The sequence below is a fragment of the Mycobacterium asiaticum genome, assembly GCF_001673315.1.
GTDB classification, from domain to species: Bacteria; Actinomycetota; Actinomycetes; order Mycobacteriales; family Mycobacteriaceae; genus Mycobacterium; species Mycobacterium asiaticum_B.
Genome location: NZ_LZLQ01000010.1, coordinates 14840 through 35385 on the forward strand (window position 1 = coordinate 14840; position 20546 = coordinate 35385).

General features: G+C 64.9%; 17 protein-coding genes. 11 read left to right on the forward strand and 6 right to left on the reverse strand.

Features of this window, described 5'->3' with window-relative positions; genetic code table 11:
• Positions 1-72 precede the first annotated feature (72 nt).
• The 4 genes from A5636_RS00555 (at position 73) to A5636_RS00570 (ending at position 5111) form a co-directional block, all read left to right on the forward strand.
• Entirely contained in the window at positions 73-1332 is a 1260-nt protein-coding gene (locus A5636_RS00555) for a wax ester/triacylglycerol synthase domain-containing protein (protein ID WP_155763478.1), read from the forward strand.
• A 109-nt stretch (positions 1333-1441) separates the two neighbouring features.
• Positions 1442-2329, forward strand: a complete 888-nt coding sequence (locus tag A5636_RS00560) for a hypothetical protein (RefSeq protein ID WP_065156759.1) — start codon at positions 1442-1444, stop codon at positions 2327-2329.
• A 14-nt stretch (positions 2330-2343) separates the two neighbouring features.
• On the forward strand, positions 2344-3453 hold the full coding sequence (gene otsB, locus A5636_RS00565; protein ID WP_065156760.1) for a trehalose-phosphatase: 1110 nt from the start codon (positions 2344-2346) through the stop codon (positions 3451-3453).
• A gap of 233 nt (positions 3454-3686) precedes the next feature.
• Positions 3687-5111 carry an APC family permease gene (locus A5636_RS00570; RefSeq protein ID WP_081287515.1) on the forward strand — a complete coding sequence of 475 codons (1425 nt, stop codon included), beginning with the start codon at positions 3687-3689 and terminating at the stop codon, positions 5109-5111.
• A gap of 66 nt (positions 5112-5177) precedes the next feature.
• Here A5636_RS00570 and A5636_RS00575 read toward each other — a convergent pair whose 3' ends face one another.
• Positions 5178-6047: a MaoC/PaaZ C-terminal domain-containing protein gene (locus A5636_RS00575; RefSeq protein ID WP_065156761.1), complete on the reverse strand. Its 870-nt coding sequence runs from the start codon at positions 6045-6047 to the stop codon at positions 5178-5180.
• 93 nt (positions 6048-6140) lie between these two features.
• Here A5636_RS00575 and A5636_RS00580 point away from each other — a divergent pair, with 93 nt between their 5' ends.
• Both A5636_RS00580 and A5636_RS00585 read left to right on the forward strand, forming a co-directional pair.
• Positions 6141-6848: a histidine phosphatase family protein gene (locus A5636_RS00580; RefSeq protein ID WP_065156762.1), complete on the forward strand. Its 708-nt coding sequence runs from the start codon at positions 6141-6143 to the stop codon at positions 6846-6848.
• A 129-nt stretch (positions 6849-6977) separates the two neighbouring features.
• A complete protein-coding gene (locus A5636_RS00585; RefSeq protein ID WP_065156801.1) occupies positions 6978-8978 on the forward strand; it encodes an SDR family oxidoreductase in 2001 nt (666 codons plus the stop codon).
• Positions 8979-9011: 33 nt separating this feature from the next.
• On the opposite strand, the gene cmaA1 is transcribed toward A5636_RS00585, so the two are convergent.
• Positions 9012-9875 (reverse strand): cyclopropane mycolic acid synthase CmaA1, encoded by an 864-nt coding sequence (gene cmaA1 / locus A5636_RS00590; RefSeq protein WP_065156763.1) that lies wholly within the window; start codon positions 9873-9875, stop codon positions 9012-9014.
• Between the two features lie 33 nt (positions 9876-9908).
• Here cmaA1 and A5636_RS00595 point away from each other — a divergent pair, with 33 nt between their 5' ends.
• Both A5636_RS00595 and A5636_RS00600 read left to right on the forward strand, forming a co-directional pair.
• Entirely contained in the window at positions 9909-10844 is a 936-nt protein-coding gene (locus tag A5636_RS00595; RefSeq protein WP_065156764.1) for a nucleoside hydrolase, read from the forward strand.
• Between the two features lie 236 nt (positions 10845-11080).
• Positions 11081-11428 carry a WhiB family transcriptional regulator gene (locus A5636_RS00600; protein WP_065156765.1) on the forward strand — a complete coding sequence of 116 codons (348 nt, stop codon included), beginning with the start codon at positions 11081-11083 and terminating at the stop codon, positions 11426-11428.
• A 103-nt stretch (positions 11429-11531) separates the two neighbouring features.
• Here A5636_RS00600 and A5636_RS00605 read toward each other — a convergent pair whose 3' ends face one another.
• From A5636_RS00605 to guaA, 4 genes are all read right to left on the reverse strand, one after another.
• Positions 11532-13127: a DNA polymerase Y family protein gene (locus tag A5636_RS00605; RefSeq protein ID WP_172827124.1), complete on the reverse strand. Its 1596-nt coding sequence runs from the start codon at positions 13125-13127 to the stop codon at positions 11532-11534.
• A 5-nt stretch (positions 13128-13132) separates the two neighbouring features.
• A complete protein-coding gene (locus A5636_RS00610; RefSeq protein ID WP_065156767.1) occupies positions 13133-13738 on the reverse strand; it encodes a hypothetical protein in 606 nt (201 codons plus the stop codon).
• A 375-nt stretch (positions 13739-14113) separates the two neighbouring features.
• The gene (locus tag A5636_RS00615; RefSeq protein ID WP_065156802.1) at positions 14114-15025 is read right to left on the reverse strand and encodes a phytanoyl-CoA dioxygenase family protein; all 912 of its coding nucleotides are present in this window, start codon (positions 15023-15025) and stop codon (positions 14114-14116) included.
• A 53-nt stretch (positions 15026-15078) separates the two neighbouring features.
• Complete coding sequence (guaA, locus tag A5636_RS00620; protein ID WP_172827125.1) at positions 15079-16644, reverse strand: glutamine-hydrolyzing GMP synthase; 1566 nt, start codon at positions 16642-16644, stop codon at positions 15079-15081.
• Between the two features lie 209 nt (positions 16645-16853).
• Between guaA and A5636_RS00625 the strand changes: the two genes are divergently transcribed.
• The 3 genes from A5636_RS00625 to A5636_RS00635 all read left to right on the forward strand — a co-directional run bounded on the left by A5636_RS00625 (position 16854) and on the right by A5636_RS00635 (position 20433).
• Positions 16854-17231: a cold-shock protein gene (locus A5636_RS00625; protein WP_253900432.1), complete on the forward strand. Its 378-nt coding sequence runs from the start codon at positions 16854-16856 to the stop codon at positions 17229-17231.
• A gap of 65 nt (positions 17232-17296) precedes the next feature.
• The gene (locus tag A5636_RS00630; RefSeq protein ID WP_065156768.1) at positions 17297-18064 is read left to right on the forward strand and encodes a beta-phosphoglucomutase family hydrolase; all 768 of its coding nucleotides are present in this window, start codon (positions 17297-17299) and stop codon (positions 18062-18064) included.
• Positions 18061-20433 (forward strand): glycoside hydrolase family 65 protein, encoded by a 2373-nt coding sequence (locus A5636_RS00635; protein WP_065156769.1) that lies wholly within the window; start codon positions 18061-18063, stop codon positions 20431-20433. Before A5636_RS00630 ends, A5636_RS00635 begins: the two co-directional genes overlap by 4 nt.
• Positions 20434-20546: the final 113 nt, after the last annotated feature.

A 20546-nucleotide genomic window follows, 5' to 3' on the forward strand; every position in this document is an offset into this window, starting at 1 on the left:
CCGCCGTACACACCTCATCCGGATACTGGTACAAGTTGAAGAAACAGCGTCGGGGGCGTTATGACACAGCAGATGGCAGCGGACACGGGTTTCTTCGGCTGTTCGGCACCAGGTCAACACTCGAGCATGGCGGTGGCCGCAGTTGCCATCGTCGAAGGTCGTGCTCCGGACCGCGAGTCGGTCGAAGATTTGCTGGCAGAACGAATCGCGCCGGGCCTCCGAGTGGCCGCGGACCTTTCCCGGCACGTGCAGCGAATGGCCCTCCCCCAGCCCGGCGACGATCGCGAACTGTTCCACGCCATCACCCACGCACTGGAACATCCCCTCGAATTCGACGGTCCGCGATGGGAATGCTGGATCATCGAAGGCCTCCGCCACGACCGGTGGGCGATCTTGATCAGGGTCCACCACAGCCTCACCAGCCTCACCGCGTTATCGCCTGCCCACCTTCTCATCCGGCTCTGCGCCGATGCGCCAAACGATGCGTTCCGTGAAGATGTTGCTCCGCAGCACATTTCGCCCCCGCAAACCGTCTCGCAAGGCTGGACCGATGCTCTCCTGCAGGTACCCGCGACGTTGGGGAAGGCCGTGGCGCGCGTCGCCACGCTGCCCATCTCGTGGCTGTTGCCGACGGATGCCGCCACCACCAGACGGCACTACCGCACGGTGTGGATACCGCGTGCCACGGTCGAAAGCGTGTCCCGCAAGTTCGGCGTGCAGCCCGACGACGTCGCGCTGGCGGCAGTCACCGAGGGCTTCCGCACGGTCCTGAAGCGGCGCGGCGAAAAGCCGCGGGCGGACATGTTGCGCACCGTGGGCTCAGCGCTGTCGGGCCTGCCCGTCCAGCACAACGACCCTGTCCAGCAACTCCGCGCCGTGCACCTCATGTCGGACCACACCGGCCAGGGGCCGAACCCGATTTCGCCATTTGCTTTGTGTGCCAAAGCAATGCAGGCGGTGACCAGACCCCTCGGACAAACCCGAGTAACGGTGGCCGGCACCGCCACCGGGCCGCGACGACAGTTGCATCTGCTGGGCCGACGGGTGGAGCGCCTTCTGCCCATCCCGCCGACCGCGCCGGGCCTCAGCACCGGGGTTGCGGTTTTCGGCTACGGAGACGAACTGGTTTTCGGCATCACGGCCGGCTACGACGACGCAGCGGAAATGCAGCACCTGGCCGGCGGCATCGAACTGGGCATGGCGCGATTGGCGGCGCTCAACGACGACTCGGTCGTACTGTTCGACCGGCGTCGCAAGCGCCCGGCCCGGGGACTGCCCATCAACGCCACCCGTCGGGCCCCGTCGACGTCGCGGGCCCGGGTGCGCCACTGACCGACGCACTCCTGTCGGTCCGCAGCCGATGTGGCTGGGCGGGACGGTGCTGGCTAATGTTCTGGCCCATGAGTGAGCGGATCACGGCCGATTCGGTTTCGCGGTCTCGATGAATCCCGACGCCTTCTGCACGTCCGATGAATGGAGCGGGATCGCAGCGGCATCGTCGACGTCGCAACTTGCCGGTGTGCTCGGCGGGTTCCTGATTACGGCGATCGCCCTGCTGTTCGACCGCAGCGGTCGCGAAGGCGCGCACACCATGGCACTGTTCTCCTCGGCGGTGCTGATTCTGATGCTGGACAGCTACCTGTTCAGCCTCCTCTCGGGCACTCACCCGTCCGAGAGCGGGGACCGCCAAGGTATCTGTGCGATCGCCTGGACGCAGGGAAACCTGGCGACCGGGATGCTCGCGGCCGGCACCACCGGACTGTTCGGCGGGCTGGGCTGGATGCTCGCCAGTCACGCGGTGAACAAGGCACCGACGGAAGATCCCTCAGACATCCGCGCGTACAGCTTCCTGGCCGAACTCGGCGGGTGGCTGACGTTCGGCGCCGCCATGACTACAACGTTGATCATGAGCGAGACGAGTATCGATTACCTGCATTTGGTCCTCGGCCACCGGCCCGCCCTCTGGCTCACCGGAACGATCGTCACCTTCTGCGCCCTGGCCATTCTGCTCGATTTCGTGCTGGTGTACATCCGCACCAGGGCCTTGAATCGGTCGCTGAAGACCGCCGAGCCAACACAATTGGAGTTGAGGTCGATCAAAGTCGCCACGGTGGGAACCCTGTTCCTCACGGTCGCCGCTTCGTGGCTCGCCGTCAGCCTGGCACGCCTTCCGGTTGCCTGGCTGTCCACACCCAACCGGGCATTGGTGCTACTCGTGTTCGTGCTCTCGCTTCTGGTGCCGACGGTTATCTCGACCGCGATCTGCTATTCCGTCGCCAGCACCGACGAGAATCCCCTGCGGCGCCTCCGGTTCGAGTCCCACCACTGACCTATGGTGAGTCAATGTCGGTGATCATCGACCCCCGCCGCCATGATGCGGTCCTCTTCGACGCAGCGCTATCTCAAACGCAGCCGCTGATCGACAAATTGCACGGCGTCGGTCTCGGCACTGGTGTCTTCTCGCCGGACGGCGCTTCGCTGCATACCGCCGTCGACAAGCTGGCCGTCCGGGCGGGCAGATGCGCCGTGCTCGCCGCCGAGGAACCCGGCGTCACGGCTGCGCGTGCAGCCGGGTTCGCCCTGGTGATCGGCGTGACTGTGGCCGGGGGTGACGTCGAGATCAGTGCCGTCGAGGAGGTCGGCGTACGCACCGGGGACCGGCGGATGTCTGAACTTCCGGACGCAACGCAGGCCATCGGGCAGGACCTCACCATCCGGAAGCCGGCCGTGTTCTTCGACTTCGACGGCACGCTGTCCGACATCGTGAACAATCCCGACGAAGCCAGGCTCGTCGCTGGTGCGGCCGAGGCGCTCACATCGTTGGCGGTCCAGTGCCCGGTTGCGATATTGAGCGGTCGCGATCTGGCGGACGTGACCGAACGCGTGGGTTTGTCCGGCATTTGGTACGCCGGCAGTCACGGGTTTGAACTGACCGCGCCTGATGGCACCCATCATCAGAACGAAGAAGCGGCGCAGGCTATCCCGGTACTGGAGGGGGCCGCAGCTCAGTTGCGTGAAAAGCTGGCCGCCATTCCGGGAGTTGTGGTGGAGCACAAACGTTTTGGGGTCGCGGTGCACTATCGCAATGCTGACCGCGACCGCGCCGGCGAGGTGGCCGCGGCGGTGCGCACCGCAGGGCAACGCGATGCGTTGCGGGTGACCACCGGACGCGAAGTCATCGAGCTGCGGCCCGATCTGGACTGGGACAAGGGCAAGACCCTGCGCTGGGTGATCGATCATTTGCACGACGCGGGATCCGGACCGCTGCTCCCGATGTATCTCGGTGACGACATCACCGACGAGGATGCCTTCGACGCAGTGCGCAATGACGGTATTCCGATTGTGGTGCGGCACAACGATGACGGCGATCGGGCCACCGCTGCACAGTTCGCTTTGGACAGTCCCGCACGCGTCGCCGAGTTCACCGAGCAATTGGCGCAGCGAATCCGCTGACGTCGGCTGCGGATCCGAATGCGTGGCCACGGTGACACACGGTCTGGTTCACCGACCGGTACCGGCAGAGGAGCACGCCTGACCTGCGGAGATCCGTGGGTTCACGGCATCGGTGACGGCAATAGGGTGCCGCACGGGTCGCCTGGCCGCTGATCCCCGCGGGCGGGGTATCAAGGTTTGCGGTTGCCCGCCCGTGGTACGAACTGTACTAACCAGCCCTGATCCTGGGCCGGATGCGGCTAGGAGGGCGTGCGATCAGCAAGCTCGGCTTCTGGAGCATTGTCATGCTCGGGATCAACGCCGTCATCGGCGCGGGCATCTTTCTCACCCCCGGGGCGGTCATCAAGCTCGCCGGCCCCCTGGCACCGGTCGCCTACATCATGGCCGGCCTGTTCGCCGGGATCATGGCTGTCGTCTTCGCCACCGCTGCGAGGTACGTCAAGACCAATGGCGCCTCGTACGCCTACACAACGGCCGCGTTCGGGCAGCGCATCGGCATCTACGTCGGCGTCACGCATGCCATCGTGGCATCGATCGCGTGGGGCGTGCTGGCGTCACTGTTTATCACCACTCTATTGAAAGTTGCTTTTCCACAGCGTGATTGGGCCAATGATAGCGGGCTGTTCAGCGCCAAGACGTTGACATTCCTTGTCTTCATAGCAGTGTTGTTGGCTATCAACATGTTCGGCAACCGGGTGATCGAGTGGGCCAACGGAATCTCCACCGTGGGAAAGATATCCGCCCTCTCGGTGTTTATCGTCGGCGGGTTCGGGCTCATCGTCATCAAGGGCATCAACAACTACGCCGTGTCCAGTTCGCCGGAGGTCTTTCAGCCCGCACGCTACGCACTGTTCGGTTTCGTCGAGCTTGGGCAGCGCGGCGTCCTGGCTGGTCTGCTACTTGCCACCATGGCTGCGTTGTACGCATTCACCGGCTTCGAATCGATCGCCAACGCCGCCGAGGAGATGCAGGACCCGGAACGCAATCTCCCCCGCGCCATACCTCTGGCAATCCTGTCGGTCGGTGCGGTGTACGTGCTCGCAGTCACCGTGGCCATGTTCCTCGGTTCGAACGAGGTCGTCCGTTCCAGCGATACGGTGAAGTTGGCGGCGGCCATCGAGAACGACGCGTTTCGCACGATCGTGGTCTTGGGTGCGCTGCTATCGATGTTCGGCATCAATGTCGCCGCCTCGTTCGGCGCCCCGCGGCTCTGGACGGCTCTGTCGGACACCAGAACCCTGCCGGCCCGGTTGTCGCGCAAGAACCGGTTCGGCGTGCCCATGTTCGCGTTCGCTATCACAGCGGCCCTCGCGCTGGCCTTCCCGCTGGCCCTACGTTTCGACCTGCAGAACCTGACCGGTCTGGCCGTCATCGCGCGGTTCGTCCAGTTCATCATCGTCCCGATCGCGCTGATCGTGCTCGCGCGCGACCGCTCCGAACAACACGCGGACATCAAGCGAAATCGGTTCACCGACAAGGTGTTACCGGTAGCCGCGGTGGTGATCTCGGTGGCTTTGGCGGTGTCATTCGATTACCGGACGCTCGTGCTCAGGCCAGACGGCGGTGCCAACTACTTCTCGATCGCACTGATCGTTGCCACGTTCGTGGTGGTGCCGGCCGCGGCCTACGTGCACTACTACCGGACCGTCAAGCATTAGGCCGCGTTCGGCCGCGCAAGTCCGCGTTCGGCCGCGTTAGGCCACGCAAGTCCGCGCTAGGCCGCGTTAGGCCAGGTACTCTACCTCGCCATCGTCGAGCACCACCCGAGGACCCAGACCCTCCGCCCCGGAGGCCTCGGTGCGAAACAACGCCTTGCCCGGCTCGGTCTTCCAAATCGACGTGGACAGTGTCTCGCCCGGAAAAACCGGCTTGGTGAATCGGGCGGCGATCGAGGTGATGTTGGCGGCGACGCCACCACCCAATTCGGCGACCAGCGCGCGCCCCGACACCCCGTAGGTGCACAGCCCGTGCAGGATCGGCCGCGGGAACCCGGCCAGGTTGGTGGCGAACCACGGGTCGCTGTGCAACGGGTTGCGGTCACCGGAGAGCCGGTAGATCAGCGCTTGATCCTCGCGAGTGGGCAGGTCGATTCGGGCGTCGGGCTCGCGGTCCGGAAACTCAGGTGCCGCCGGCCGTTCGCCCTTCTCTCCTCCGAACCCGCCTTCGCCCCGGATTACCAGAGTGGTCAGCGTCTCGGCGATCAAATCGCCGGAGTCCGGATCTTTGCCCTGGCCGCGCAACATCAGAATGGCGTTCTTGCCCTCGCCCTTGTCCTGGATGTCGGCCACTTCGGTGACCACGGACAACTTCCCGGCCGGCGGCAGCGGCGCATGCAACCGAACCGTCTGAGACCCGTGCAGCAGCATGGCCCAGTTGAACGTGCCGACCTTGCCGGCCGCCCCGAACGCCGGGCAACAGATCACCGCGTAGGTGGGTAATACCTGTTGCGGGATGTCGTGACTGTTCTCGGTGGTGAATGCCAGATCGTCAAGTCCGGCGCCGACACCGAGCGCGTAAAGCAGTGTGTCCCGGTCGGTCCACTCGAACAACTGAGGCTCGGTTACCGCACCTACGGCACTCGGGTCAATCGCCATGCGAGTCTCCTCTCGATTGAAAATTCACGCCTTTTCGGCACTAACCATCGCAAACACTTCCCTTCGACGGTGTCGGCAGGGCAGGCTATCGCCATGGTGAAGCGCACACTGATCTGTACTGCCTCCAAAGTCGTTGCCGTGCTCGCCGCGGCAATGCTGGTTGGTGCCTGCGGCGGCGGTGGCCCGCAGGTACGCAGCATCACGCTGACCTTCATCCGCAATGCCCAATCCCAGGCGAACGCCGACGGGATCATCGAGACCGGAATACCGGGCCCCAGCCTCACCGAGGACGGCAAAGGACAAGCCCAGCAACTGACGCACCAGCACAACGACTTCGACGCCATCTACTCCTCGCCGATGGCCGCGGACCAGCAGACCGCCTCGCCGCTGGCCAGCCAACTGGGTAAGCAGGTGCAGGTCCTGGAGGGATTGCAAGCCATCAATGCCGGCTGGTACAACGGCAAACCCGAATCGATGGCCAGCTCGACCTATCTGCTGGCGCCGAACCTCTGGGTGAGCGGTGACGTGGGAACAAGCATCCCCGGTTCACTGAGCGGCGCAGATTTCAATTCGCAGTTCACCGGCGCAATCCGCAAGATCTACGACAGCGGCCACAACAAACCCGTGGTGTTCTCGCAGGGCACCGCAATCATGGTGTGGACCTTGATGAACGCCAAGAACCCCAAACTCAGCCTGCTGAACAACCATCCCCTGCCCAACCTCGGCCGGGTGGTGATCACGGGCAACCCCACTACCGGTTGGAAGCTAACGGACTGGGACGGCGTCCGTAGCTTCACCTAGTTTCCGTAGCTTCAGCTAGTTTTCCGTAGCTTCAGCTAGTTTTCCGTAGCTTCAGCTAGTTTTCTGTAGCTTCAGTTAGTTACAGCCGCCTGGTTGACGCGGCGCTCGTCCGCGGTCACGATGGGCTGCATGCGGTATGTCGTTACCGGCGGTACCGGGTTTATTGGGCGACGCGTCGTGCGCCGTCTGCTGGACTCCGACGCGGACGCTCAAGTGTGGGTGCTGGTTCGGCGCCAGTCGCTGGGACGCTTCGAGCGGCTCGCCCAGGAGTGGGGTGAGCGGGCGAAGCCGCTGGTCGGCGAGCTGCCCGAGTTGGATCTGAGCGACGGCGTGATCGACGAACTCGGTGCGGTCGACCATCTGGTGCACTGCGCGGCGATATATGACATCACCGTCGGCGAGACCGAACAACGGGCAGCCAATGTCGAAGGCACCCGCGCCGTTATCGCCCTCGCACAGCGGTTGGAGGCGACGCTGCACCACGTTTCGTCAATCGCCGTGGCCGGTGACTTCCGCGGCGAGTACACCGAGGACGATTTCGACGTCGGCCAACAACTGCCGTCCGCCTATCACCGCACGAAATTCGAAGCCGAGGCACTGGTACGGCAGGCTCCCGGCTTGCGGTACCGCATCTACCGCCCGGGGGTCGTGGTAGGCGACTCGCGCACCGGCGAAATGGACAAGATCGACGGCCCCTATTACTTCTTCGGCGTGCTGACCAAGCTCGCCCTACTGCCGTCGTTCACCCCGGTATTGCTGCCCGATACCGGGCGAACCAACATTGTCCCGGTCGACTTCGTGGCCGACGCGCTCGTCGCACTCATGCACAGCGAAGGCAGGGACGGCGAGACCTTCCATCTGACGGCCGACAAAACCGTTGGCCTGCGCGGGATTTACCGCGGGATCTCCCGTGCTGCCGGATTACCCGCCCTGCGCGGGTCGCTGCCACGCTCGGTGGGCACCTCAGTGTTGAAGGTGAGTGGACGCGCCAAGGTGGTGCGCAACATGGCGGCAACCCAACTGGGAATTCCCGCCGAGGTGCTCGACGTCGTCGACCTGGCCCCGACCTTCGTACCCGGCATGACGCGGGAAGCACTGCGCGACAAGGGCATTGATGTGCCCGATTTCGCCATGTACGCGCCGCAGCTGTGGCGGTACTGGGCCGAGCACCTCGATCCCGACCGCGCCCGCCGTGACGATTCCAGGGGGCCACTGGTCGGTCGGCACGTCATCATCACCGGCGCGTCCAGCGGAATCGGCCGGGCTTCGGCGCTGGCGGTGGCCGAGCGCGGCGCGACCGTCTTCGCGCTGGCCCGCAACGGGGAGGCTCTCGACCAACTGGTTGCCGACATCCGCGCCAACGGTGGGCAGGCTTACGCTTTCACCTGCGACGTCACCGATTCCGCGTCGGTCGACGCGACGGTGAAGGACATTCTGGGCCGCTTCGACCACGTCGACTATCTGGTCAACAACGCCGGCAGGTCTATCCGCCGCTCGGTGGTCAATTCCACCGACCGCCTGCACGACTACGAGCGGGTGATGGCGGTCAATTACTTCGGCGCAGTACGGATGGTGTTGGCATTGCTGCCGCACTGGCGCGAGCGCCGCCTCGGTCATGTCGTCAACGTGTCCAGCGCCGGCGTGCTGGCCCGCAATCCCAAGTACAGCTCGTATCTGCCCACGAAGGCGGCGCTGGACGCCTTCTCTGATGTCGTCGCGTCCGAAACGCTGTCTGACCACATCACTTTCACCAACATCCATATGCCCCTGGTGGCTACGCCGATGATCACGCCGTCCAACCGGCTCAACCCGGTTCCGGCCATCAGCGCCGGACACGCAGCCGCGATGGTGGTGCGCGGCCTCATCGACAAACCGGCCCGCATCGATACCCCGCTCGGGACACTGGCCGAAGTCGGCAACCATTTCGCGCCCGCGCTCTCCCGCCGAATTCTGCACCAGATCTATCTCGGCTATCCGGACTCCCCCGCCGCACGCGGCATCACCGAATCCCCTACGCCGGCACAAGTTCGCCGGCGGCCCACGCGTCCGGTCCGGGCCGCCGCCCGGGTGGTGGGAGTGCCACGACCGGTCCGGCGGCTAGTGCGTCGGGTGCCCGGCGTGCACTGGTAGACAGCGGCGCCTACCCGCGCGACCTGTTCAGAGTCACTTCTGGCAGGTGAATTGGTTGACGTCGATGTAGCCGATGCGGAACATCTCCGCGCATCCGGTGAGGTATTTCATGTACCGCTCGTACACCTCCTCCGATTGCAGCGCGATGGCCTGGTCTTTGTGCGCCTCCAGCGCGGCTGACCAGATGTCGAGCGTCCTGGCGTAGTGCGGCTGCAGCGACTGCACGCGGGCGACCTGAAAGCCGTTGGCGGTGGCCCGCTCTTGCACCATCGGTATAGACGGCAGACGTCCGCCCGGAAAGATCTCGGTGACAATGAATTTGACGAAGCGAGCGAACGTGAACGACAACGGCATGCCGCGTTCCTTCATCTCCAGCGGATGCAGTCCGGTGATGGTGTGCAGCAGCATGATTCCGTCGGCCGGCATCAGGCGATGGGCCAACGTGAAGAACGCATCGTAGCGCTCGTGTCCGAAATGCTCGAACGCGCCGATACTGACGATTCGGTCGACCGGTTCGTCGAACTGCTCCCAGCCCTGCAGCAGCACCCGGCGAGTGCGCGTGGTGTCCAGTTCGTCGAATGTCTGCTGGACGTGCGCGGCCTGGTTCTTGGATAGCGTCAAACCCACGACGTTGACGTCGTAGGTTTCGATCGCCCGGCGCATGGTGGCGCCCCAACCACATCCGACGTCGAGCAATGTCATACCCGCCTGCAGCCCGAGCTTGCCCAGAGCGAGATCGATCTTGGCGATCTGCGCCTCTTCCAGCGTCATGTCCTCGCGCTCGAAGTAGGCGCAACTGTAGGTCTGGGTGGGATCGAGGAACAAACGGAAGAACTCGTCGGAGAGGTCGTAATGCGCTTGCACATCGTCGAAATGCGGCTTCAGGTCGTCCGGCATCCCGCCAGCGTAATCCCGGCGTAGGGTGGCGCCGTGAGTGCGGTGTTCGCGGACGTCGACACCGGGATTGACGATGCGATCGCGCTGATCTATCTGTTGGCCAGCGGCGCCGATCTGATCGGCGTCGCCTCGACCGGTGGCAACCTGGCAGTGGATCAGGTGTGCGCGAACAATCTCGACCTGCTGCAGTTGTGCGGCGCGACGCATGTTCCGGTGTCACGGGGCGCTGATCAGCCGCTGGCCGGGCCGGGCCCGCGGCGCGGAAACTTCCACGGGCGCAGCGGTTTAGGCTACGCCGAGCTGCCCGCCAGCGATCGGACGCTCACAGCTCACGACGCCGCGACGGCCTGGGTGCGCGCTGCGCACCGCTATCCCGGCGAACTGATCGGCGTGGCGACGGGGCCGTTGACCAATCTGGCACTCGCGCTGCGAGTCGAGCCCGCGCTCCCTCAACTGCTGCACCGGTTGGTGATCATGGGCGGGATGTACGGCGACGGGACAAACACTGACCGGGAAGCCGAGTGGAACGTGAAGGTGGATCCGGAAGCGACAGCTGAGGTGCTTGCGGCCTGGGCAGGCCAGCGGCGCCAACCGGTGGTGTGCGGCCTGGACCTGACCCGTACCGTGGCGATGACCCCGGACCTGCTCGCCCGGCTGTCCGGGCCGAATCCGGTGAGCCGGTTCATTCAAGATGCCATGCGCTTCTATTTCGAGGTGCACCGCGACCGTGGCCTGGGCTATCTCGCTCACCTGCACGATCCCCTTGCCGCGGCGGTCGCGTTGGACCCGCAGCTGGTGGTGACCCGGGCAGCGAACGTGACCGTCGATCTGGCCGATGACCGAGGTATCACGACCGCCGCATGGGAAAGCAAAAGCCCTAACGCACACATCGGTATTCGTGTCGATACTGCATCGTTTATGGATCGACTCATCACTCGGATTGCCGCGTTTGCAGAGTCGGCCGGCTGAGTCGCCCGGGAGGGGCTAACCGAGCCGACTGCCGGGCACGCCGCAGGAACCAAGGGCGGAATCCGAGGTCAAACAACTCAGGATGGCACGCTGGTGCCAAAAATTTCTGCGCCAGGTATTGCAAAATGGGACCGCAGTACCTATTTTAGAAGCACAGTGAGATTCAGATCACGCACCGGAGCTGGTCTGGCACAGGGGAGCGGTCGCAATCGCGGCCGGGAGAAAGGGAACAGCAGGTGTCAGGAACCAGGCCGATCGCGCGGCGGACCAATCTCGTCGTGGTAAACAACTCTCCCGACGCACAGGATTCCGGCGAACGGGCGTGGGTCTCGAAAGCCTTGTGCAGGAACACCGATCCGGACCAGCTGTTCGTACGCGGCGCCGCGCAGCGCCAAGCCGCGGCCCTCTGCCGCCACTGCCCCGTACTGCAGGAATGTGGCGCGGATGCGCTCGACAACAAGGTCGAGTTCGGCGTGTGGGGCGGCATGACCGAGCGGCAGCGACGGGCGCTGCTCAAGGAGCACCCCGAGGTCGTTTCCTGGTCAGACTTCCTGAACAAGCGCAAGGCGCGCTCCGCCGGGTAACCGCTCCACCGCGGCTTCATCATTACGTAAATGTTACAGATTACGGGTGCATCACGCCGTTCGGCCGAATTTCGCTCTGCCACAAGCAGATCGATTCAATGAGTTATTCGTAGATCCCCTCCAGATACCACCTCCTCTGTCGATAGCACAGCAGCAGAGCCCGCTCGCTTTCCAGCAACACCTGGGCACGAGCGACCCGGGTGCCCCCTTGGCCGGCCTCGGGCCGGTCGTCCCACCACCGCTCGTCGACCGGCCAAGGCCCGCCCCACCAGCGCAGCTGGTCGTTCTGCCCGCGGACCGTCAGTCGGGCAGGATCGGCGGAGAACAGCCCGCGACTGGTGACTCGTATCGGGTTTCCTTGTGCATCAAGCAATTCCACTGGATCATCAACCAGTACCGACGGTGACGGCTCAGGTAGTTGGCCGGGCCACGGTTGCCCCGGATCGGTCCGTGGCACCACCTCGTCACCCAACGGAGTGAATGTGATGCGCTCCGTCGGCCCGCGACCCCCGGACAACACCGGCACCTGCACCGCCTCCGGCCCCAGCAGACCCTGAACCCGCACCAACGCCCGTCGGGCTCGAAGCCTGTCCTCCTCCCCCAGTCCACCCCACAGCGGCAGCTGCAACGCCTCGGCCGAGACCACCTCGACTGCCTGCAGCCGTAACAGTGTCAGCGGTGCGTCCAGGGGCCGGCCTCGACTCAGCCGATGGCTCAACCAGCCGTCCAGTTGCCAGCGCACCCGGTCGGCGGTGGCGTCCTCGGTCAACGGCTCAGCACATCGCCATATCCGGCTCAGCTCGTCGCCGTTTGCGGTGACGGCGTGGATGGCCAGCCGCGTGCATCCCACCCCGGCGGCCAGCAGCGCTTGGTGCAGCGTGGCGGCCAGCGAACGGCCGGCGAACGCCGCGGCGTCGACCCGGTCGATGGGTGGATCGCAGTCCAGCACGGCCCCCCACTCCGGCGGTGGCTCCCGCCCGGATGGCCCTCGCTCCGGTTCACCGCGGGCGAACCGGTGAGCGGTCACCGCGTCGGCCCCGAACCGCGAAGCGACGTCGGTGCGGGACAACGCGGCGAATTGCCCCACGGTGCGAATTCCCATCCGCCACAACAGGTCCGTCAGCTCATTGCGTCCCGGACCGGACAGGCTCGGCTCGGTGGCGAGCTGGCGGATCGACAGGAGTGACAAGAACCGTGCGTCGCCGCCCGGCTCCACGACACGACCTGCCCGCGCAGCGAAGACCGCAGTGGACAACCCGTCGGCGACGCCGACCTGACACTCGGCGCCGGCCGCCGCGACGGCGTCGATCAGCCGTTCGGCCACCTGCTGTTCGGACCCGAAGAACCGGGCGGCACCCCGCACCGGCAGCACCAAGAGCCCGGGCCGCAGCACCTCGGCGCGGGGCACCAGATCTTCCACGGCGGCGACCACTCCCTCGAAGAAGCGGGCGTCGCGATCGGCGTCGGCGGCCGCGATGTGCAGTTCCGGACACCGAGCGGCCGCTTCCCGGCGCCGCAACCCGCGTCGCACCCCGGCCGCACGCGCTGTGGCCGAACATGCAATCACCCGGTTTGCCAAGGTGACAGCTACCGGGGCCGTTGCGGACTGGCCGGCGGCCGCGGCCGCCGCCACCGCGGGCCAGTCCATGCACCAGATCGCCAAAGTGCGGGAATCAGCGGGGCCAGAGGAAGAAACCATCAGGGTCACCCGGTACGGCCCCGGCCGATTGCCCGTCCGCAACCACTGATCTGCAGCCGCACCGCACTGATGCGCCCGAACCCGGGACGGCTGCCGGCACTGAGTTCATAGCCGCAGACCCGGGCTTCCAGTCGCGTTGAAGCCCCTTCCCAGTCACCGTCGGTAACCAGCACCGTGCATCCTTTATGCCAGGCCCTGGCCACCACTGCCCGCGCCCGTGTCCGCGTGACCCGGCGCCCGCCCAGACCGAGTACCACCAGATCCATGCCGTCGACGAGCACCGCGGCCACTTCCACCGGGTCGTTTCCCGGATCCGGTATCACCGCGAGCCGACTCAGGTCCGCACCCATTTCCACGGCCGCCAGCAACCCGATGTCCGGTTGGCCGACGATCGCGGCGTTGCCTCCGTCCGCTGTCACCGTAGCCACCATGCGCAGCAACAGGGACCGCGCTCCCGACAGCACCGCCACCGTGCCCCGGGGTAACCGCGCTGGCCCTGTCGGCAGCAACCCCGCCGTTTGAGCGAAATCCTTCCCGGAGATCGCCGCCATTCTTCGACGCAGCGATTCGAGCTGGTGAGCCCGATTTTCGGAGGCAAAAGCCGCGGTCACACCAGCCTCCTGATCAGATTTTTTCGAAAGTATGTTCGATCTGATTCGAAGTAAACACCTGCCCTCCGACAAGCGTCAAGCAACGCGAGAGGCTGTTTAGGCGTTCGATGCTGGTGTGGCTGCTGGTTGTAGTGGGGTCTACTTTGCTGTCACAGGAGTCCCACCTGTCACGCAGGGCAAGCCGGCACCCGGCTGCTGTCATAAGTGTCGCTGCAAGCCGGGCAAAGAACCCATGTCCTTCTCCGGCATGGCACGGCCGAGATCTCCGCACGGCTGAAATCTCCGCACTCCGCACGGCGGAAATCTCCGTACTCCGCACGGACGAGATCTCCGGACATGTCCGGGACGATATCCCCGCACACGGCAGGGACGAGATCAACGGGTCGCAGCGGCACCCATCGGGGCCACGGTTCCGGGCATGAACCGCTGGAACAGCGACGTGGCGATTTCCGCGACGTCGTCGGTAAGTGGATACATGTGGCGATACTGCAGAACCTGTTTGCCGATGAGCCCCAGCCGCTCGGTGAACGTCGGCATCCGACCCGGATCCAGCAGCGGGTTGTTGAACGGGAGCCGGTCGGCCCGCTGGAACTCGAACGCAGCGCTGATCCGCGCCGCCGTCCCCAGCCGGCTGCCACGCCCACCCCAATGCAGAACCGCCTGATTCCAGGCGAGCATGGAGCCTGCCGTCGCGGGCAGCGCTCTGATGTCCTGGGGGTTGTGGACGACGGTGTTGTCCTTCCCGTCCCACCGACGTTGCCGGAATCGGTCGTCGAGGTGGGCGGGCAGCATGTACATGCAGCCGTTGAGCGGGGTGGCATCGGTGAAAGGCAGCCACACGGTAAGCGTCTGCGGTGAGTTGTCAGCGTCGATCGTCGGTATCAACCGGTCGCGGTGCGGGCCCCAGCCCAGAGCGTTCTCGTTGGGGTTGACATGCCAGACCCAGAAGTCGGGCAGCGCCAAGTACCCCTCCCCGAGCACGGATGTCAGGAACTGCGAAAGTCCTTGGAACGCAAGCCATAACTCGTCATAGACGAAAGCGAACGCCAGCGGGATCCCGCGCTGGAAAAGCGTCGATACGGCGTAGCGGATCGGCGCGATAGCCGACTCGGCAAGGGCGCCCGGGACCTGCACGTAACCCTCACGCTTCAGGTTGGCGAACAACGCATCGAGGTCCCCGACTGTCGCGGACGTCGCGACGCGGCCGCACTCGATCGACATTCCCGGACACAGCTCACCCCAAAATTCGCGACGCTCCGCTTGAGCTGCCGACAGGCCCGGAATCACCGCGACATCGTATCCCAGCGTGGAGGCCGTCGTAGGCCAATCAGCCGGGCGGGCTACTCCCACTCGATGGTGCCGGGCGGTTTGCTGGTGACGTCCAGCACCACCCGATTGACCTCGCGCACCTCGTTGGTGATGCGGGTCGAGATGCGCTCGAGCACCTCGTAGGGGACTCGGGTCCAGTCAGCGGTCATGGCGTCTTCACTGGACACCGGTCGCAGCACGATCGGGTGCCCATAGGTTCGCCCGTCACCCTGCACACCCACCGAGCGGACGTCGGCCAGCAACACCACCGGGCACTGCCAGATCTGGTTGTCCAGCCCGGCCGCGGTGAGCTCTTCCCGGGCGATCGAATCTGCGCGCCGCAGTGTCTCCAGCCGCGCCGCGGTAACCTCGCCGACGATCCGGATACCCAGTCCAGGACCTGGAAACGGCTGGCGCGCAACGATTTCTTCCGGCAGACCCAACTCCCGTCCAACCGCGCGCACTTCATCCTTGAACAACAGGCGCAACGGCTCGACAAGGACGAAAGTCAAGTCGTCGGGCAGGCCGCCGACGTTGTGGTGGCTCTTGATGTTCGCCGTGCCGGTGCCGCCACCGGACTCCACCACGTCGGGATACAGCGTGCCCTGCACCAAAAACTCGACCTCAGATCCACTGTCTCCCACGATGTCTCGGACCGCACCCTCGAAAGCCCGAATGAACTGGCGGCCGATGATCTTGCGCTTGCCCTCGGGATTGGTCACACACGACAGCGCATCCAGAAAGGTCTGGGCGGCGTCGACGGTAACCAGATTCGCCCCGGTGGCGGCGACGAAATCCCGCTCCACCTGGGCGCGCTCCCCGGCCCGCAACAATCCGTGATCAACGAAAACACAGGTCAACCGGTCACCGATGGCACGCTGCACCAACGCCGCGGCCACCGCGGAATCCACCCCACCGGACAGTCCGCAGATGGCGTGGCCGTCCCCGATCTGTTCGCGTACCTGATCGATCAGCGCATTGGCGATGTTGGCGGGCGTCCACTCCGCACCGATCCCGGCGAATTCATGCAGGAACCGGCTGAGGACCTGTTGCCCGTGCGGTGTGTGCATCACCTCCGGGTGGTACTGCACACCGGCCAGACCACGTTCGCGCGCCTCGAACGCGGCCACCGCCGACCCTGCGCTGCTGGCGACCACCTGGAATCCGTCCGGCGCCGCCGTGACCGCGTCGCCGTGGCTCATCCACACCGGCTGGACTCCAGGAAGATCCGAATGCAGTTCACCGCCAAGCACTTTCAGCTCGGTACGGCCGTATTCGCTGGTGCCCGTGCGGGCGACGGTGCCCCCGAGTGCCTGCGCCATGGCCTGGAACCCGTAGCAGATGCCGAACACGGGCAGGCCGAGGTCGAACAGGGCGGGGTCCAGTTGCGGGGCACCCTCGGCGTAGACGCTCGCCGGCCCGCCGGACAACACCACCGCCAGCGGATCGCGGGCTTGGATTTCTTCGACCGAGGCGGTATGCGGAATGACCTCGGAGAACACCCGGGCCTCGCGGATCCGGCGAGCGATCAACTGGGCATACTGTGCACCGAAGTCGACCACCAACACGGGCCGCGGCGAGGCTGATTCCACGGGCACTCAGTGTAGTGGCTCTGGCCAAGCGGTCCCGCATCGCTCAATCCATTTCATCAGCAATTACGATTCCGCCACTGCCGCAAAGCTATTCAACAAATGCTGGCGCCCCGGCATTGAATCGGCCGCCCTGACGATTTGGGCGCGACGGTATACTTGCCGTCACTGACGGGCGAGTGGTGAAGGGTCGAAAAGTGCGAGTCACGGGAAGAATAGTGCGTTTCGACGGCGTGCGCGGTTATGGCTTCATCACACCTGATATCGGTGGTGAGGACGTTTTCCTGCACGTCAACGACCTTGAAATGGAAAAACAACGGGCAGTACGGGGCGCGCAGGTCTCCTTTGAAATCGATGAAGGAGATCGGGGAAAGTTCGCCCGTGGGGTGCGCCCGGCGAACGATAACGGTGCCGCGTTCGATGACGCATCATCGGCCGGTGACGAATATTTCGACGTCCTTTCCGCCGACGAATTCCGCCACATGATCACCGAAAAGCTATTGCACATAACGCCGGCTTTGAACGCCGAACAGATACTCGCCGTGCGCAGTAGCTTCGAAGAGGTCGCTCGTAAACATGGCTTGATTGATTCATAGTTTCCGCCGCCGCAGCATTGGGCATGGGAGTGAGATAGCCGACAACGGAAAGCGAGGTTCCACCCGTGGCTTCAGCGCTGGGTCTGCCGGAAAAGGTGCGTGCCTGTTTGTTCGACCTCGACGGTGTGCTCACCGACACCGCCAGTGTGCACACCAAAGCCTGGAAGGACATGTTCGACTCCTTCCTGTCCCAGCGGGCCGAAAGCACGGGAGAAGAATTCGTGCCTTTCGATCCCAACAGCGATTACCGCCAGTACGTGGACGGCAAGAAACGTGAAGACGGCGTTCGGTCCTTCCTGGAGAGCCGCGACATCGACTTGCCCGACGGCGATGCCGACGATTCCAGCGACGAGGAGACCATTCACGGTTTGGGGAATCGGAAGAACGACATGTTCCAGAAGGTGTTGCGCGAAGACGGCGTCAAGGTCTTCGACGGGTCGCGACGCTACCTGGAGGCCGTCGCCGAGGCCGGTCTGGCCGTAGCCGTGGTGTCGTCGAGCGCCAACACCCGCGATGTACTCGAGATCACCGGCCTGGACCGGTTCGTGCAGAAACGCGTCGACGGCGTCACCCTGCGCGAGGAGAACATCGAGGGCAAACCCGCGCCGGACTCCTATCTGCGCGGTGCGGAGTTGCTCGATGTCGAACCCGACGCCGCAGCGGTGTTCGAGGACGCGATATCCGGGGTGCAGGCCGGCCGGGCCGGTAATTTCGGTTACGTGGTGGGTGTCGACAGGGTGGGACAGGCTGACGAATTGCGAGACAACGGCGCCGACGTCGTGGTGACCGATCTCGCCGATCTGCTCGGTGACGAGAGCGGGCAAACCTCGTGATTTCCGAAGAAGCCTTCCCGGTGGAACCGTGGCAGGTTCGCGAGACGGTACTGAATCTGAATCTGCTGGCCCAATCGGAATCCGTGTTCGCGCTGTCCAACGGGCATATCGGATTGCGCGGCAACCTCGACGAGGGCGAACCCTATGGTCTGCCGGGCACGTATCTGAACTCGTTCTACGAGATCCGGCCACTGCCCTATGCCGAGGCGGGATACAGCTATCCCGAGGCCGGCCAGACCGTGGTCGACGTCACCAACGGCAAGATCATCCGATTGATGGTCGACGACGAGCCGTTCGACGTCCGCTACGGCGAATTGCTGGACCACGAACGGATTCTGGACCTGCGCGCCGGGACGATGATTCGCCGGGCGCACTGGCGCTCGCCGACCGGCAAGCAGGTGAAAGTGACCTCGACCAGGCTGGTGTCACTGGTCCACCGCAGCGTTGCCGCCATCGAGTATGTGGTGGAGGCGATCGACGACTTCGCCCGTGTCACAGTGCAATCCGAACTGGTCACCAACGAGGACCAGCCGGAGACCTCCGACGACCCGCGGGTGGCTGCCATCCTGGAGAATCCGCTGGAGGCCGTCGACCACGAAAGCGACGGGGGCAAAGCACTTCTCATGCACCGGACGCGCAGCAGCGCCCTGATGATGGCTGCTGCCATGGACCACGAGGTCGAGGTCGAGGGACGCGTCGAGGTCAACACCGACGCCCGGGCCGACTTGGCGCGAACGACGGTGATCTGCGGCTTGCGCCCGGGCCAAAAGCTGCGCATCGTCAAATACCTGGCGTACGGCTGGTCCAGCCTGCGCTCCCGCCCGGCGTTGCGCGACCAGGCTTCGGCCGCCCTGACCAGTGCGCGGTACAGCGGTTGGCAAGGCTTGCTCGACGGCCAGCGCGCTTACCTCGACCTCTTCTGGGATACAGCTGACGTCGAGATCGAGGGAGACCCGGAGAGCCAGCAAGCGGTCCGGTTCGGCTTGTTCCATCTGCTGCAGTCCAGCGCCCGGGCCGAACGCCGGGCGATCCCCAGCAAAGGCCTCACCGGGACCGGTTACGACGGTCACGCCTTCTGGGACACCGAGGGCTTCGTACTGCCGGTACTCACTTACACGGTGCCGCATGCGGTTGCGGATGCATTGCGTTGGCGCGCTTCGACATTGGACCTCGCGAAGGAGCGTGCCGCGGAGTTGGGCCTGGACGGCGCGGCCTTTCCGTGGCGCACCATCCGGGGTCAGGAATGCTCCGCTTACTGGCCGGCCGGCACGGCCGCTTGGCACATCAATGCCGACATCGCGATGGCCTTCGAGCGCTACCGCATCGTCACCGGCGACGACTCCCTGGAAGAGGAGTGTGGGCTTCCGGTATTGGTCGAGACGGCGCGGTTGTGGGCTTCGCTGGGACACCACGACCGCAACGGGGTGTGGCATCTCGACGGAGTCACCGGCCCCGACGAGTACACGGCCATCGTCCGCGACAACGTGTTCACCAATCTGATGGCGGCACACAACTTGCGCACCGCCGCCGACGCCGCCAAGCGCCATCCCGACAAGGCCGGCGCGCTGGGTGTCACGACCGAGGAGATGGCCGTGTGGCGAGATGCCGCCGATGCCGTCAACATTCCCTACGACGAGGAGTTGGGCGTACACCAGCAGTGCGAAGGGTTCACCACCTTCGCCGAGTGGGACTTCAAGACGAACACCACTTACCCGCTGTTGATGCACGAGGCCTACGTGAAGCTGTACCCCTCCCAAGTGATCAAGCAGGCGGACCTGGTGTTGGCCATGCAGTGGCAGAGCCACGCGTTCACGCCCGAACAGAAAGCCCGCAACGTCGACTACTACGAACGCCGGACGGTGCGCGACTCCTCATTGTCGGCGTGCAGCCAAGCCGTGATGTGTGCCGAAGTCGGTCACCTCGAACTCGCCCACGACTACGCCTACGAAGCCGGTCTGATCGACCTGCGCGACCTGCACCACAACACCCGCGACGGACTGCACATGGCTTCGCTGGCCGGGGCGTGGATAGCGTTTGTCGCCGGTTTCGGCGGCCTGCGCGACGATCAGGGCATCTTGTCGATGGATCCTCAACTGCCCGATGGGATTTCACGCCTCCGGTTCCGGGTGCGCTGGCGTGATTGTCGGGTCACGGTGGACACCGATCATGAGAACGTCACCTACACATTGCGTGACGGCTCCGATAGCGAGCTCACCATCCTGCATGCCGGGGAAGAGGTCACCCTGAGCACTGAAGAGCCGGTGACCATCCCGGTGAAGCGGCGCGAGGCGCTACTGCCCCCGCCACCTCAGCCCCCTGACCGCGAGCCGCTGCATCGCCGCAGCCTGACGAAAATGGCACAGCCCTAGCGCCGGCGACCCCAACCGCTGCGAACCCCGCGGAGCTCATTCGAAAAGTATGAGTTAGCCCTGAATATGCTTACTCACCGTTGGACAGCGTGTGGAAACCTAGGCTAGGCTAA